Source organism: Bacteroides stercorirosoris, from assembly GCF_900142015.1.
Classification (GTDB): domain Bacteria; phylum Bacteroidota; class Bacteroidia; order Bacteroidales; family Bacteroidaceae; genus Bacteroides; species Bacteroides stercorirosoris.
Map to the genome: position 1 here is coordinate 23277 of NZ_FQZN01000036.1, position 15433 is coordinate 38709.

The window sequence follows — 15433 nt, forward strand, 5'->3', positions numbered from 1 at the left end:
GTTTTGGACATATTGGGAACAGAAAGGTTTAAAGTGAGAAGCGTTAAAAAAAGTGATAGAGTGATATTAAAAGAGAGTGACTTTTTTAATACGCTGCCCTGTATTTACCTTCTTCTTTGTCTTCCAGCATGTTGAGATAAGAGGCGTAGCGTGATTCGCTGATGTAATGTTCTTCCACGGCTTTCCGTACGGCGCAGTCCGGTTCTTGCCGATGAGTGCAGTTGCCATAGCGGCAGTCGGCGGAGAACTTGAATATTTCCGGGAAATAGTGCCCTATCTCTTCCTCTTCCATATCGAATGTTCCGAACCCTTTGATGCCCGGCGTGTCAATGATATATCCGTCTCCTGCAACGGGAAACATTTCAGAGAACGTGGTGGTGTGCATACCTTTATTATGATATACAGAAATTTCACCCGTTTTTACATCTTGTTCAGGTAATATGGCGTTGATGAGTGTCGATTTTCCTACGCCGGAATGTCCGGAAAAGAGCGTTACTCGCCCTTTCAGTTCTTCCTGAATTTGTGCTACACCTTCACCGGTCTTGGCAGAAACCTTGAAACAGGGGTAGCCGATGGTAGTGTAGAGATTGATAAGCCCGTCCAGGTAGCGGAGTTCATCTTCATCGTAAGCGTCTATCTTATTGAATATGATTTTGACCGGCACGCGATATGCTTCGGCGGAAGCCAGAAAACGGTCAATAAAAGTGGTGGATGTTTCCGGATAGTTGACCGTTACGATAAGCATACATTGGTCGAGGTTTGCAGCAAGGATGTGTGATTGCTTGGAAAGATTGGAAGCACGCCGGATGATATAATTCTTCCGGTCCTCAATTTCGCTGATGAAAGCAGTGCCTTCCGAGTTTAATATGATTTGTACATAATCACCCACAGCCACCGGGTTAGTACTGCGGATACCTTTAAGTCGGAAATTACCTTTGACTTTACACTCTACACACTTCCCCTCGTCGGTCTTCACCAGATACCAACTTCCTGTGTTTTTTATTATCAGTCCCCTCAAATCAATTGATGATTAATAATTGACAATTGACAATTAATGCTTGGCAGAAACCTTATTATTTGCAAGGTAATTGTCAATTATCAATTGTCAATTGTCAATTGGTTTATACGGTCATAATTTCTTTATCCTTTGCAACCAGCATGTCATCAATCTGCTTGATGTACTTATCGTGGATTTTCTGCAATTTTTCTTCACCGCCTTTTTGTGCATCTTCTGCCAATCCGTCTTTTACAGACTTTTTCAGGGCATCAATGGCATCGCGGCGGGCGTTACGTACGCTCACTTTGGCTGTTTCGCCTTCTGCCTTACACTGCTTGGCGAGTTGTTTACGGCGTTCTTCAGTCAACGGTGGAATACCGATGCGGATAATTTCGCCATTGTTCTCCGGCATGATACCAAGGCTGGAGTCGATAATGGCTTTTTCAATCACCCGGAACATACTCTTGTCCCACGGCTTGATAGCTATGCTGCGGGCATCCGGAGTATTAACAGCCGCTACATTGTTGATAGGAACCATGCTTCCGTAAGAGTCCACACGGATACCGTCCAGCAAACGAACGTCTGCTTTTCCGGCGCGGATGTGAGCCAATGCTTCTTCCAAATACATAATGGCCATATCCATTTTCTCTTGCGCTTCGTCTAAGATTTCTTTTACTTCTCTCATATTCTTTGGTTTTGGAGTTGTACTTTAATTGAAACTTTGCAAATATAATTATTATACTTATTAAATTGAAACTTGAGAATTGAAAATTAAGAAATGAATGATACTCATCTTTTGATTTTCAATTCTCAATTCGTCAATTGTGTACCAACGTCCCTATTTCCTCTCCTTGCATCACTTTCTTCAAATTGCCCACTGTATCCATGTCGAACACAATGATTGGCAAATTGTTTTCTTTGCACATACAAGTAGCGGTAAGGTCCATCACCTTCAGACCACGTTTCAGTACTTCATCATAAGTGATGTCATCAAATTTAGTGGCGGTAGGGTCTTTCTCGGGGTCGGCAGTATAGATACCGTCTACGCGTGTACCTTTCAGCATGACGTCAGCTTCAATTTCGATGCCACGGAGGGAAGAACCGGTGTCGGTTGTAAAGAACGGATTGCCTGTACCGGCAGACATGATTACCACTTCACCGGCTTCCATACATTCGATGGCTTTCCATTTATTATAAAATTCTCCGATAGGTTCCATGCGAACAGCTGTCAACACACGTGCCTTTACGCCGGCAGCTACCAGGGCAGAACTCAGCGCCAGACTGTTGATAACCGTAGCGAGCATGCCCATCTGGTCACCTTTCACGCGGTCGAAACCTTTGTTTGCACCACTCAGTCCACGGAAGATGTTACCGCCACCAATCACGATACCTATCTGGACACCCAGTTCGTGGATTTCCTTTATTTGTGCTGCATATTCGGCAAGGCGCTTCTCGTCGATGCCATATTGTTTTTCACCCATCAGGCTTTCGCCGCTGAGCTTTAGCAGAACTCTTTTATACTTTGCCATATGATATTATATTTTAGTTTTTTGCAAATATACGCTTTCTGTCTGTAAAGATTAACTTTGATGCAGGATTTTTCTGCTTAAAACCGCTTGCATAATGCCACGAAGGGATAAATAAACAATGAAAGCCAGCCATAGGGCATGATTTCCCATCCATTCGTGTAAAGAGTAATAAACGAGAAAGAAGCTGGCTGAGGCTGCCAGCATGGAGTAGAACATCTGCCGGGTGGCGGTAGCCCCGATAAAAATGCCATCCCACAGAAAGGCTGCGAAACCTGCAAGCGGAATAGCCAATACCCAGTAGAAGTAGTTTCCGGCCTCCCGGATTACTGATACCTCGTTGGTGAGTAATCCCAAAAACGCTTTACCGCCGAAGAGATAGAGCAACGTGAATCCTGTGGAAAGTCCGATACCCCAGATAAAGAGTTGGCGAACGGTACGATGTAGTGCTATCCGGTTGCCTGCGCCGATATATTTGCCTGCCAATGCCTCTCCTGAATATGCGAAACCATCCATGATATAAGAAAAAAGAGTGAATAGCTGCATTAGCAAAGTATTGACAGCCAGCACCACCTCCCCCTGTGCAGCTCCGACGGAGGTAAAAAACAGAGTGACAATAACCAGGCAAAGTGTTCGCAGAAAGATGTCCCGGTTTACCTGGAAGAAGCGCAGCATAGCTTGTTTTTGCAGTACATCCCGCCAGGTGATGTGTTTTTTCAGTCCGCCATAGTAGCGCTTCCATAATATCAGGGCCATCAAAAAGCCGGCATACTGGGCTGTGAGTGTGCCGAAAGCTACCCCCGCCACTTTCATGTGGAGCAGGTAGACGAAACAAAGGCTTGCGATAATGTTCACAATGTTTTGTGTGATGGCGATGTACATTGGGAAACGTGAATTCTGCATACCTATGAACCATCCTGCAAAGCCATAAAGTCCCAGCATGGCGGGAGCTCCCCAGATACAGATTTGGAAGTAGAGTGTAGCCAGTTCCTCCACTTCTTTCGTGGTTTGTATGAAAGTGAATGCGAGTTGGCGGATAGGGTACTGCAATACCAACAGACAAACAGAAATGAGTAACCCTACACCGACAGACCGCAGCAACAACCGCGTAACTTCTTCCATATCATGTCTGCCATATGCTTGCGAAGTCATTCCGCTGGTGCCCATTCTCAGAAACCCGAAAATCCAGTAAATGATATTGAACAGCATACCTCCGACGGCAATGGCGCCGATATAAGCTGCTGCTCCCAGATGGCCGACAATAGTCACATCGATCAGTCCCAGCAGAGGCACTGTAATGTTTGAGATAATGGACGGTACAGCTATCTGAAGAATCTTTTTATTGATTATATTCGAACTTTGAACAATCATTTTAAGGTGTAGATTTGTTCTATTTGTCGACAAAGGTACTCTTTTTGCCGGGAACAGTAAAAAAGCGTCGGATAATAACAATTTTTATAGTACATAATGTTTTAAAAATGAATATCTTTGTGGGACAAAAACTGGGTAATATTAATAAGAGATGAGAACCTTAACTTTACTATTTTCATTAATGGTGGCTTTCCCCTTTGCGCTCTCTGCGCAATCGGCCGGGGAATTGTTGCAGAAAGTATCTGTAGCCCTTTCTGAGGGGCAGGATGACTATGCTGTGAGTTTGTTTCGCCAGTCGGCAAATGCCGGAGTGGAGCAGACAGAGATGTTTTATTTGACTCAGGTGGAAAAGAGCAGTACCGTGGCTCCCCGCCTGGCAAATGAGTTGGCTGCGTACTATAAACGTAAGCGGAATTATGATAAAGCTTATTTATTTTACAGAGAATTCTTGCAGTATCATCCCGAGGATGTTTCTGTTCTCGTGGCGTGTGCCGAAATGGAGATGATGCGGGGGAAGGAAAAGGATGCCTTGAAGACTTATGAAAAGGTTTTGATACTTGATGCCAATAATCTGCAAGCCAATATTTTTCTGGGAAACTATTTCTACTTACAGGCAGAGCGGGATAAGAAGAAGTTGGAAGATGATTATAAAAAGATAACTTCTCCCACGCGGATGCAATATGCCCGTTACAGGAATGGGCTTTCGGATGTCTACTCCAATGGTTACTCCAAGGCAAAGGATTATTTGCAGCGGGTGTTGCAGTTGTTCCCTTCGACGGAGGCGGGGAGGACGCTTGAGAAGATAAAGAAGTTGGAGGCGGAGATAAAATAATAGGAACAAACTTCGGCTTATATCTTTTCTTGATTATAAATTGCTCTTTTTCCCAGCATATCCGTAACTTTGCGTCTCAAAAACTCCAACATGAATCAGGAATTATTAGAACGCACGATAAAGAACCGCCGGATAGAACTGACGAATCGAGAGAAAAAGGATTACTATCCTAAAGAAAATCTTTTCACTCTCCTGTTTGCTTCCGTCGTTGTATTGCTGATGCCTTTGATGGCAAGGCTCAAGGGGGAAATTGTAGAAACGGAATTTATATGGTTCTCCGTATTGTTTCCTGTCGTCTCTGTTGCAGTTATTTATATTACTTATCGAAATAAGAAGAATACGCTCAAGCTACATTACATCAATACGGCTCTTACTCCGCAAGAACAGCAGAACGTCTTGATGCGGCTGGCAAAGGAAAATCGCTGGAAAATAGTACTGTGTAACAAACGGCAATTTATTGCCGATGATATTTGTATGCGTTGGCATGTACGTATTGTCGTCATTTTTGGAAATCCGTCTATGGCTTACAATAGCCGTTGCAATCCTACCAATAATCGTTGGCATGCCTCCGGTGGCAGAAATTGGGATAATCTGAAAATGATTCGTCAAGCTATAGAAAAAGAATGGCAGGCTAAAAATAAGAACTCTATTTTTGAACCTGTTGTTTGACTGCACGTAATATTACAGGTTCTAAAAATACAGTTTTATCTAATCTGCAAAGATAAGATCGTTCTGTCCTTTCAGTCTCCACCGAATCTTCCTGTTCATCGGCATTCCGGCTGAAACTATTTTCCCGCTTCACCTTCGCATCCCGTGACACGCCATAAGATCCCGGCATCGGGTGATAGATGGGTTGCGTACGCCGCCCTACGTTCACCAACTTGCCTTCTTCCAGAAGCCGTTTCAAGTGCCCGTTGGCAGTGGTGCGGGCCATGCCGCACAGCATACCAATCATATACTATTGCCATAAACCTTATTCTTTTCTACGTTAATATCCTTGCTTTATTGTGCCAAAGATACTGATTGATAAATGAACCACTCTGGTCGGTCGAACAAATGACTGGAGTCATTTAATCAAATAACTCCAGTCGGAAGAGCGAACGACTAAAGTCGGTCATTCGTAAAACAGCATAGAAAGATACATAAAATAGGGGCTTATGTACCTAACATGGAGGAGTTGCCCGCCCGGTTTCGCACCCCGCTTCTCCATGAAAAGAGCCTCGGCCTGACCGCCGCCGACATTTTCAGTGAACTGCAAACGAGTAACCCTGCTGCTATGCGCGGCAGCAATCCCATGCGTTTTGGTCAAATACTGCTTCGGGCAGGGCTGAAAAGAAGACATACGGAATACGGCAATGTGTATGAAGTGGTGAGAAGGTAGGAAGCTTCAGCCGGAAAGCCGATGAACAGGGAGCTCCGGGAAGGCTGAAAGAACTGCAAGAAGGAAAGTTGGTTATGGGAAGAGAATGTATTGTACTTCCTTAAACAGATATCCGCGCTCCCTTCCTGCCTGGTCTTCAAGGATAAATCGCCCGTCCGGTTCAACGCGTAGCAAGCGGGCAAGGAACTCACCATCTGCATCGGCATAGCGATGAAAGCCTTCACGGCGGAAAAGTGAATGGGCATAATGTTCGGTAATATGGTTGACGGCCTCGCCCGAAGTATCTGTTTGCAGCAGAATATAGTACTCTTTTAGTCGCCTCATGATATTGGCGAGTATCAGATAGCGGTCGTACTCTTGTCCTGTGATTTGCTTTAAGGATACCGGGTTGGGAGCATTGCTCCGGAAGATTTCCTGGTTTATGTTTACCCCGATGCCGGAGATGCTGCGTCCGATGTGGTGTCCGGAAAGGTCGTTCTCTATCAGTATGCCGCAAATTTTCTTTTCGTTCCAGTAGATGTCGTTCGGCCATTTGATGGAAATACCTTCCGTCCATTCGTCCAGTTCTTCCTTGATGGAGAGGGAGACGATTTGAGAAAGGATGAACTGGCGACGGGCTTCAATGAAAGTAGGGTAAAGCACGAAACTGAATGTGATGTTCCGGCAGTCTTCCGACTCCCAACTGTTGCCACGTTGCCCTTTACCGGCAGTCTGGCGTTCGGCAATGATCGTCGTAAATTCTCGGACAGCGGATTGCTGCTCGTCGCAAAGTTGCGTTAAATAGTTGTTCGTAGAGTCTGTTTCCGGCAATATGATCAGTGGAACAGGGAACTCTGCGGGAGTAATCATCAGATTCGGTTCTTTTTTCATATCAGGGCAAGGCGTCATATTCAGCACGCATTTTCTTAGTGAACTTCTTCAGTACTTCTTCATAAGCATGGTCGATGAGGCTTTTTATCAACTTATCATCCACATCACCATCAAGAAAAATCTGGTTCCAGTACTTTTTGTTGAAATGATAAGCACCCTCAATGGATGAGTAGTGCTCGCGTAGCTCTATCGCGTATTCCGGGTCGCACTTCATGCAGATTTTGTTCGATCCTTCCAGGTCAATGAGTACAAACATCTTATCCATAACTTTCATCACGAGTGAATATTCGTCGAACGGAAGACATTCCGTTACAGCTTTTTTTGCGAGACAATATTCGCGGGCGGTTTCTATATCCATTTGGGTAATTACTAATTATTAGTTATTAATTGTTCTGCGTCATCATGCCGCAGGGTATTTTTCAATTTTTAATTTTCAATTTCCTCAGAACATCGGTGGATAAAACGCATCCTCGATATGTTCAATCTCAAATGCCCCAGCCTCACCAACAGCGGTAATAATATCAAAACGAACGGGAGCATCGATGCTGAAATGCTTGATGTAAGCATCAGCAGCCACCACAATGTGGCGTATCTTCTGCCAATTGACGGCATCCTGCGGTTCAACGTAGTCCGTATTACTGCGGGTTTTTACCTCCACTACAATCAGTTGTTCGTCTTTGACTGCCACAATGTCCAGTTCGAGGCGGTTTTTCCGCCAGTTGCGGTGGCGGATGGTATATCCGTTGCATTCCAGATATGCCATTGCGGCATCTTCTCCTGCTTTTCCGAGGGCATTGTGTGCTGCCATACCTATGTTTGTTCTGCTTTTTAGCTGTTTCTATGCAAAAATACGTTTTTTCTGCTTTGTATTTACAGAAGGAAAACTAATTTTGCAGGAAATATGAGAAAGAGAGATAAAACGTGTGCGAAAGCAACACCCGAAGAACCGAAACGTGAACAGCGCATCGTATGTCTGATGAGCGAGGAAGAGCTACGGATTGTAGACCGTTATCTGGAGAAATATAAGATAACGAACAAATCGCGTTGGCTACGGGAGACTATTCTCATGTTTATCCATAAGAATATGGAAGAAGATTATCCGACTCTTTTCGGAGAGCATGACATGAGGCGATAGATTCATAATTAGAAATTAATAATTAAAAAAATAAAGGGGAAGTTGGACGATAGTTTTTATATGAAACAGGCGCTTGCAGAAGCAAGTAAAGCTGCGGAGCGGGGAGAAGTACCCGTTGGTGCAGTTGTTGTATGCAAAGAGCGTATCATTGCACGTGCCCACAACCTGACTGAAACCTTGACCGATGTAACAGCCCATGCTGAGATGCAGGCGATTACTGCAGCAGCCGCTACTCTTGGCGGAAAGTATCTGAACGAATGTACCCTTTATGTTACTGTTGAGCCTTGTGTGATGTGTGCCGGTGCCATTGCCTGGGCGCAGATGGGGCGACTTGTGTTCGGTGCGGAAGATGAAAAGCGTGGATACCAGCGTTATGCACCGCAAGCGCTGCACCCGAAAACAGTAGTGGTGAAAGGTGTGCTTGCCGATGATTGTGCCGCACTTATGAAGGACTTTTTTGTGACAAAACGTCGCTGAATTCTAATATAATTCCTTTTTCTGACCTGTATTTCGCATTTTATCCGTATATTTGACTAGTCAACAGACCTTTAAAATACCCATATGTAATGGAATATCATCGTATCTCTTTTATTCACAATGATACCGAGTATTCATTTATCAAAGCTATGAATGATAAATTAACGGGCTATTCGCTGATGTCAGCCTGCCGGATAGAAGTTCAAATTTATATGAAAGAACATAATCTGAAAGGCAAGTATATCCTGACCGGTATGGCTAAGATTTAATTTGCAGACTATTCTTTGATTTCTTCAAAATCCACGTATTCCCCTTCATCTTTGGTGAAGAGTTTCTTGTGCTTTCTGTGAACGACATCCTCAGAGGAAGTGGTTCCTTCATTAGCTTGTGAAGAAGCAGTTTGTTGTTGATCACCTGAGAAAGAGTAACCTCCACCGGATTGGTAACTGCCTCCGCCGTTCTGGTAACTGCCTGAAGAGGTACGACGCTTTCCCAATCCGAAGATACTCCGGAGGACGGTGCCGATAATACTGAGTCCGATGACCAGGATAACGACTATAATAATGAATAGAAATCCTAAGATGTGAAACATGGGCTAATCGTTTTTATGTATTGTTCGTCTTTACGAACGATAGTACAACAACCGTGCCAGAGATTTGTTTAGAGTTTCTTCCGTACAAACCAGCACAAAATGATGTACCAGCCGATGACAGCAGCAAGTCCCACAAAGATAAGCAAGGGGATGCTGACTATCAAAAACAAATAACGAATCTTATTTTCTTGCCAGGAAAGGTTCTTCAGTTTGAAGGCGAACATCGGAAATTCAGAAACCAATAACAGGGAGAATAATACGATGCAGACCAACAATCCATACAGAACAGCTCCGCCTTGTATCAGCCAGTCGTGATATTGTGCTGCCGCCGCTGCCCAAAACAGAGTGTTGGCAGGGGTGTTCAGACCAATGAACGAGCTGCTTTGACGCTCGTCGATATTGAACTTTGCCAGGCGCAATGCGGAAAAAACGGCAATGAGGAAAGCAAAATACGGAACATATTCCTGAAAGCTACTCATCCAACCGGGATAAGTGGTCTCACGCAGCAAAGAGAATACGATAAGTGAGGGGGCTACTCCGAAACTGACGTCATCCGCCAGCGAGTCCAGCTCTTTTCCGATGGGGGAAGGAGCATTCAGAAGCCGTGCCGACATTCCGTCGAGGAAGTCGAATACAGCGCTGATAATAATGAAAGTGAGAGCCCATTCATATTTGAACTCAAACGCCATAACACACGCAATACAGCCTGAGAACAGGTTCATGCACGTCAATGTATTGGGTATATGACGGGTAATACAGTTAGCCATTGTTTAGTTATTTTAGTTTGGCTATCACAGTCTGGTTTCCTGTAGTGGTTTGTCCCAGCTTCACGAACACTTCAGTGCCCAACGGGAGATAAACATCTACACGGGAGCCGAATTTGATAAAGCCCATATGTTCGTCGATATAACAGTCTTCGCCCGGTTCGGCGTAGGTGACGATGCGGCGCGCCATAGCACCGGCAATCTGACGTGCCATTACCTCCACGCCTTCGGGAGTTTCGATAACCACCATGGAGCGTTCGTTGTCCGTACTGGCTTTCGGCAGCCAGGCTTTCATGAACTTACCGTTCTGGTGTGCCACTTTTTTCACGGTTCCGTCTACCGGATACCAGTTGGCATGAACGTTGATAACACTCATGAAGATGGATATCATAAGGCGACGGTCGTGGAAGTATTCATTCTCTTCCACTTCTTCTACGACCACTATCTTGCCATCGGCAGGTGCCACCACAATCTTTTCGGTGTCTTCCTGCTCAAAAAGGCGGATAGGGCATCGGAAGAAATTCACCAGCATTCCATACAAGACGATACTGACCACAGCTACAATATAGAACGGCAATTTACACTCCAACCCGAAGTAAAGGGCGGAATTAACTACCAGTAGCAATAATAAACTGCCGGCCAGTGTATGTGTCCCTTCGCGGTGAATTCGTATCTTTTTTAGTTTCTTTAGTCGACTCATGTAAGTTGTTTTATTCTTTGTGAATACAAATTATCCGCAAAAATAGACTTATTTTGAAAATCTAACAAGCATTTGGCTGTAGAAATGCAGATGTTGATAACTTTTAGGGAAATATTTTTGTTAGGTCTTATATAGGTTGTACTTTTATGCTCTCAATTGAAAGGAGATATTTATGCAGGATTTTGTTCATTTGCACGTTCATACCCAGTATTCCCTCCTCGACGGTCAGGCCAGCGTAAGTGCGCTGGTTGACAAGGCGATGAAGGATGGAATGAAGGGTATTGCCGTAACTGATCACGGTAATATGTTCGGCATCAAGGAGTTTACCAATTACGTCAACAAGAAGAATAGCGGACCGAAAGGGGATATTAAGAATCTCAAGAAGCGGATTGCCGGTATCGAGAGCGGCGAGATAGCTTGCGAAGATAAGGAAGCGGAACTTGCCGACTGCCGCGCTAAGATTACGGAAGCTGAAAATAAGCTGTTCAAACCGATAATCGGTTGCGAGATGTATGTGGCACGCCGCACTATGGACAAAAAGGAAGGTAAACCCGACCAAAGCGGCTGGCACTTGATTGTGTTGGCAAAGAATGAGAAAGGTTATCACAACCTGATAAAGTTGGTATCCAGAGCCTGGACAAATGGATACTATATGCGCCCCCGTACCGACCGCAATGAGCTGGAAAAGTATCATGAGGGATTGATTGTCTGCTCGGCCTGTATCGGTGGTGAAGTACCTAAGAAGATACTTAACGACCAGTTTGAAGAAGCGGAAGAGGCTGTACGCTGGTACAAGAACCTCTTTGGAGAAGATTATTATCTGGAGTTGCAACGACATAGGGCGACCGTGCCCCGTGCCAACCATGAGGCCTACCCGTTGCAGCAGCGGGCAAATGCCAAACTGATAGAATATGCCAGGAAATACAATATCAAACTGATCTGTTCTAATGACGTTCACTTTGTGAATGAGGAACATGCCGAAGCGCACGACCGCCTGATTTGTTTGAGTACGGGTAAGGATTTGGATGACCCCAACCGTATGCTTTATACCAAACAGGAGTGGATGAAGACGAAAGCGGAGATGAATGAGCTTTTTGCGGATATTCCCGAAGCTTTGTCCAATACGCTTGAAATCTTGGATAAGGTGGAATACTATTCCATCGATCACGCGCCTATCATGCCTACCTTTGCCATCCCCGAAGACTTCGGAACGGAAGAAGGGTATCGGCAGAAATTTACCGAAAAAGATTTGTTCGATGAATTCACTCAGGACGAGAATGGAAACGTGGTGCTGAGTGAAGAGGATGCCAAGGACAAAATCAAGCGCTTGGGTGGATATGAGAAATTGTATCGTATCAAGCTGGAAGCGGACTATCTCGCCAAACTGACTTTTGACGGTGCTAAGATATTTTATGGTGATCCGATGTCGGAAGAAGTTCGTGAACGTTTGAAGTTCGAACTTCACATCATGAAGACCATGGGTTTCCCCGGATACTTCCTGATTGTGCAGGATTTCATTGCTGCCGGGCGTAGTATGGGTGTGTCAATTGGTCCGGGACGTGGCTCGGCTGCCGGCTCAGCCGTGGCATACTGCTTGCAGATTACGAAAATCGACCCTATTAAATACGACTTGCTGTTCGAGCGTTTCCTGAATCCCGACCGTATTTCATTGCCTGATATTGATATCGACTTCGATGATGACGGACGTGGTGAAGTGCTTCGTTGGGTGACCAACAAGTACGGGCAGGAAAAAGTGGCGCATATCATCACTTATGGTACGATGGCTACCAAGCTTGCTATCAAGGATGTTGCCCGTGTGCAGAAGCTCCCCTTATCGGAGTCCGACCGTCTGGCAAAACTGGTTCCCGATAAAATACCCGATAAGAAACTGAACCTGCGGAATGCTATTGATTACGTTCCGGAATTGCAGGCTGCGGAGGCTTCTCCCGACCCATTGGTGCGTAATACGTTGAAATACGCTAAGATGCTGGAAGGTAACGTGCGCGGTACGGGTGTACATGCCTGCGGTACGATTATCTGCCGTGACGACATCACTGATTGGGTGCCTGTAAGTACGGCCGACGACAAAGAAACGGGTGAGAAGATGCTCGTGACCCAGTATGAAGGTTCGGTAATTGAAGATACAGGGTTGATTAAGATGGACTTCCTGGGATTGAAAACATTGTCAATCATCAAGGAAGCTGTGGAAAATATCCGTTTGCATCGCAAACTGGAGTTGAATATAGATAAGGTGCCGATTGACGATCCGGTTACCTATAAATTATATAGTGATGGCCGTACCATCGGTACGTTCCAGTTCGAGTCTGCCGGTATGCAGAAATACTTGCGTGAGTTACAGCCTTCTACTTTCGAGGACTTGATTGCGATGAACGCCCTCTACCGTCCGGGGCCTATGGATTACATCCCGGACTTTATCGACCGTAAGCATGGGCGGAAACCGATTGAGTACGATATTCCCGTTATGGAGAAGTATCTGAAAGATACATACGGTATTACGGTATATCAGGAGCAGGTGATGCTTTTGTCCCGTCTGTTGGCCGACTTCACCCGTGGTGAGTCTGATGCCTTGCGTAAGGCGATGGGTAAAAAGCTGCGTGACAAGCTGGATCACATGAAACCCAAATTCGTTGAAGGCGGACGCAAGAACGGACACGATCCGAAGGTGCTCGAAAAGATTTGGGGAGACTGGGAGAAGTTTGCATCGTATGCTTTCAACAAGTCTCATGCCACCTGTTATTCGTGGGTTGCTTATCAGACTGCTTATTTGAAAGCCAATTACCCTGCCGAGTATATGGCAGCCGTAATGAGCCGAAGTTTGTCGAACATCACCGATATCACCAAGTTGATGGACGAATGTAAGGCGATGGGCATCAAAGTATTAGGGCCGGATGTGAATGAGAGTAACCTGAAATTCACCGTTAACCCGGAAGGAAATATACGTTTCGGTCTTGGTGCCGTGAAGGGTGTGGGCGAAGGTGCCGTGCTGAATATCATGGAAGAACGTGAGAAGAACGGTCCTTTCAAGGGTATTTTCGATTTTGTGCAGCGTGTCAATCTGACGGCTTGTAATAAGAAGAATCTGGAATGCCTCGCTCTGGCGGGTGGCTTCGATGAATTCCCGGAACTGAAGCGTGAGCAATACTTTGCCGTGAACTCTAAGAATGAAGTCTTTCTGGAAACTTTGGTGCGTTATGGTAACCGTTACCAGGCCGACCAGGCGGCAGCAGCCAATTCATTGTTCGGTGGAGAAAATGTAGTGGATATAGCCACACCCGAAATCCCCGAGGCGGAACGTTGGAGTGACCTCGACCGCCTGAACAGGGAACGCGACTTGGTAGGTATCTACCTTTCCGCCCACCCGTTGGATGAATACTCCGTTGTGTTGCAACATGTTTGCAATACACACATGGCCGAGTTGGAAGACAAAGCGGCGCTTGCCGGACGTGAAATCACGATGGGAGGTATTGTGACTTCCGTGCGCCGGGGTATCAGTAAGAACGGCAATCCTTATGGCATCGCCAAGATTGAAGATTATTCCGGTTCTGCGGAACTCCCGTTCTTCGGTAATGACTGGGTGACCTATCAGGGATATCTGGGTGAACGTACTTTCCTCTTTATTAAGGCTCGTTGCCAGCCCAAGCAGTGGCGGCAGGATGAATTGGAAGTTAAAATCACCTCTATGGAGTTATTGCCCGATGTGAAGGAAAAACTGATTTCCAAAATCACCATATTGATACCGCTTTCCGTGCTGAACCAGGCTTTGGTAACAGAGCTTGCAGCGCTGATGAAAGGGCATCCCGGTACGACAGAGTTATATTTCAAAGTGAGCGATCCGGACAGTAAGACAGTAGTGGATATGATTTCCCGTCCGGTGAAGCTTTCCGTGGGGCGTGATTTAATCTCTTATTTAAATGAGCGTCCCGAACTGGAATTCCGGATAAATTAGTATCTTTGCTTCATCAATTGAGATACCATAATATTGATACCGACTTGATAATTAATAATTGATATTTAATAATTAATATTTGAAGAAATGGCTTTAGAAATTACAGACAGCAACTATAAGGAAATCCTGGCAGAGGGTAAACCTGTAGTGATTGACTTTTGGGCTCCCTGGTGTGGTCCTTGTAAGATGGTAGGTCCTATTATTGACGAACTGGCAGAATTGTATGACGGCCAGGTAATCATCGGTAAGTGCGATGTGGATGAAAGCAGCGATTTGCCTGCGGAATATGGCATTCGTAACATACCTACCGTATTGTTCTTCAAGAACGGTGAGTTGGTTGACAAGCAGGTAGGTTCTGCGCCCAAATCAGCTTTTGACGAAAAGATAAAGAAAATGTTCCTGTAAGGAGCATTCATATAAATAAGGTATTCACCCCTAAAAAACTAACTATTATGGGACTGGAAGACGATTTCTTAAAGGATGACCTCGATGACGAAAAGACCATCGAATACATCAAAAATTATTTGCCGCAGGAGTTAAAGGAGAAGTTCTCTGACGACGAATTTTATTATTTCCTCGATCTGATTGATGAGTATTATTCTGAAAGCGGCATTCTCGATGTAGAGCCGGATGAAGAAGGATGCGTCGAAGTCGACCTGGGGCAGATTGTAGATTACATCATCAAGGAAGCTCATAAAGACGAGATGGGTGACTATGATCCGGAAGAGATTCTGTTCGTGGTTCAGGGGGAACTGGAATATACAGAGTCATTGGATGATGACGAATAAGTAGTTTCAGTAAGTAAAAAGAGAGTCCGGACA

General features: G+C 45.2%; 18 protein-coding genes and 2 pseudogenes. 9 read left to right on the forward strand and 11 right to left on the reverse strand.

What is annotated here, in order from left to right; all coding sequences use genetic code 11:
• Positions 1–85: 85 nt before the first annotated feature.
• The 4 genes from rsgA to BUC01_RS20675 form a co-directional block, all read right to left on the reverse strand.
• Positions 86–1018 carry a ribosome small subunit-dependent GTPase A gene (rsgA, locus tag BUC01_RS20660; RefSeq protein WP_025832990.1) on the reverse strand — a complete coding sequence of 311 codons (933 nt, stop codon included), beginning with the start codon at positions 1016–1018 and terminating at the stop codon, positions 86–88.
• A gap of 103 nt (positions 1019–1121) precedes the next feature.
• Positions 1122–1682, reverse strand: a complete 561-nt coding sequence (gene frr / locus BUC01_RS20665; protein ID WP_025832989.1) for a ribosome recycling factor — start codon at positions 1680–1682, stop codon at positions 1122–1124.
• A 133-nt stretch (positions 1683–1815) separates the two neighbouring features.
• Entirely contained in the window at positions 1816–2526 is a 711-nt protein-coding gene (gene pyrH, locus BUC01_RS20670; RefSeq protein ID WP_025832988.1) for a UMP kinase, read from the reverse strand.
• Positions 2527–2577: 51 nt separating this feature from the next.
• Positions 2578–3894, reverse strand: a complete 1317-nt coding sequence (locus BUC01_RS20675; protein WP_073314717.1) for an MATE family efflux transporter — start codon at positions 3892–3894, stop codon at positions 2578–2580.
• Between the two features lie 151 nt (positions 3895–4045).
• Here BUC01_RS20675 and BUC01_RS20680 point away from each other — a divergent pair, with 151 nt between their 5' ends.
• Positions 4046–4726, forward strand: coding sequence for a tetratricopeptide repeat protein (locus BUC01_RS20680; protein WP_025832987.1), 681 nt, complete (start codon positions 4046–4048; stop codon positions 4724–4726).
• A 90-nt stretch (positions 4727–4816) separates the two neighbouring features.
• Positions 4817–5395, forward strand: a complete 579-nt coding sequence (locus BUC01_RS20685) for a hypothetical protein (RefSeq protein WP_025832986.1) — start codon at positions 4817–4819, stop codon at positions 5393–5395.
• Positions 5396–5519: 124 nt separating this feature from the next.
• Here BUC01_RS20685 and BUC01_RS20690 read toward each other — a convergent pair.
• Positions 5520–5669, reverse strand: a pseudogene (locus BUC01_RS20690) (DNA-binding protein); the annotation flags it as partial.
• 243 nt (positions 5670–5912) lie between these two features.
• Here BUC01_RS20690 and BUC01_RS20695 point away from each other — a divergent pair.
• A pseudogene (locus BUC01_RS20695) lies at positions 5913–6107 on the forward strand (DUF3874 domain-containing protein); the annotation flags it as partial.
• Positions 6108–6179: 72 nt separating this feature from the next.
• Here the strand turns inward: BUC01_RS20695 and BUC01_RS20700 are convergent.
• The 3 genes from BUC01_RS20700 to BUC01_RS20710 form a co-directional block, all read right to left on the reverse strand.
• Entirely contained in the window at positions 6180–6995 is an 816-nt protein-coding gene (locus BUC01_RS20700; RefSeq protein ID WP_394363934.1) for a biotin--[acetyl-CoA-carboxylase] ligase, read from the reverse strand.
• The gene (locus tag BUC01_RS20705) at positions 6979–7335 is read right to left on the reverse strand and encodes an MmcQ/YjbR family DNA-binding protein (RefSeq protein ID WP_025832979.1); all 357 of its coding nucleotides are present in this window, start codon (positions 7333–7335) and stop codon (positions 6979–6981) included. Before BUC01_RS20705 ends, BUC01_RS20700 begins: the two co-directional genes overlap by 17 nt.
• Positions 7336–7419: 84 nt before the next feature.
• The gene (locus BUC01_RS20710) at positions 7420–7785 is read right to left on the reverse strand and encodes a YraN family protein (RefSeq protein ID WP_025832977.1); all 366 of its coding nucleotides are present in this window, start codon (positions 7783–7785) and stop codon (positions 7420–7422) included.
• Between the two features lie 93 nt (positions 7786–7878).
• On the opposite strand from BUC01_RS20710, the gene BUC01_RS20715 reads away from it, so the two are divergent.
• The 3 genes from BUC01_RS20715 (at position 7879) to BUC01_RS20725 (ending at position 8858) form a co-directional block, all read left to right on the forward strand.
• Complete coding sequence (locus tag BUC01_RS20715) at positions 7879–8112, forward strand: hypothetical protein (RefSeq protein ID WP_007212260.1); 234 nt, start codon at positions 7879–7881, stop codon at positions 8110–8112.
• Positions 8113–8154: 42 nt separating this feature from the next.
• On the forward strand, positions 8155–8589 hold the full coding sequence (locus BUC01_RS20720; protein WP_025832971.1) for a nucleoside deaminase: 435 nt from the start codon (positions 8155–8157) through the stop codon (positions 8587–8589).
• An 89-nt stretch (positions 8590–8678) separates the two neighbouring features.
• Positions 8679–8858 carry a hypothetical protein gene (locus tag BUC01_RS20725; protein WP_025832969.1) on the forward strand — a complete coding sequence of 60 codons (180 nt, stop codon included), beginning with the start codon at positions 8679–8681 and terminating at the stop codon, positions 8856–8858.
• 8 nt (positions 8859–8866) lie between these two features.
• Here the strand turns inward: BUC01_RS20725 and BUC01_RS20730 are convergent, their stop codons facing one another.
• From BUC01_RS20730 to BUC01_RS20740, 3 genes are all read right to left on the reverse strand, one after another.
• Positions 8867–9181, reverse strand: coding sequence for a DUF4834 family protein (locus BUC01_RS20730; RefSeq protein WP_025832967.1), 315 nt, complete (start codon positions 9179–9181; stop codon positions 8867–8869).
• A 68-nt stretch (positions 9182–9249) separates the two neighbouring features.
• Entirely contained in the window at positions 9250–9948 is a 699-nt protein-coding gene (gene pssA, locus BUC01_RS20735; protein WP_025832965.1) for a CDP-diacylglycerol--serine O-phosphatidyltransferase, read from the reverse strand.
• Positions 9949–9955: 7 nt separating this feature from the next.
• Positions 9956–10645, reverse strand: a complete 690-nt coding sequence (locus BUC01_RS20740) for a phosphatidylserine decarboxylase family protein (RefSeq protein ID WP_073314719.1) — start codon at positions 10643–10645, stop codon at positions 9956–9958.
• A 172-nt stretch (positions 10646–10817) separates the two neighbouring features.
• Here BUC01_RS20740 and dnaE point away from each other — a divergent pair, with 172 nt between their 5' ends.
• The 3 genes from dnaE to BUC01_RS20760 all read left to right on the forward strand — a co-directional run bounded on the left by dnaE (position 10818) and on the right by BUC01_RS20760 (position 15400).
• Positions 10818–14612, forward strand: coding sequence for a DNA polymerase III subunit alpha (gene dnaE / locus BUC01_RS20750; RefSeq protein ID WP_073314722.1), 3795 nt, complete (start codon positions 10818–10820; stop codon positions 14610–14612).
• Between the two features lie 87 nt (positions 14613–14699).
• Complete coding sequence (gene trxA / locus BUC01_RS20755; protein WP_025832963.1) at positions 14700–15017, forward strand: thioredoxin; 318 nt, start codon at positions 14700–14702, stop codon at positions 15015–15017.
• 47 nt (positions 15018–15064) lie between these two features.
• Positions 15065–15400, forward strand: coding sequence for a hypothetical protein (locus tag BUC01_RS20760; RefSeq protein ID WP_009131849.1), 336 nt, complete (start codon positions 15065–15067; stop codon positions 15398–15400).
• The last annotated feature ends 33 nt before the right edge of the window (positions 15401–15433 follow it).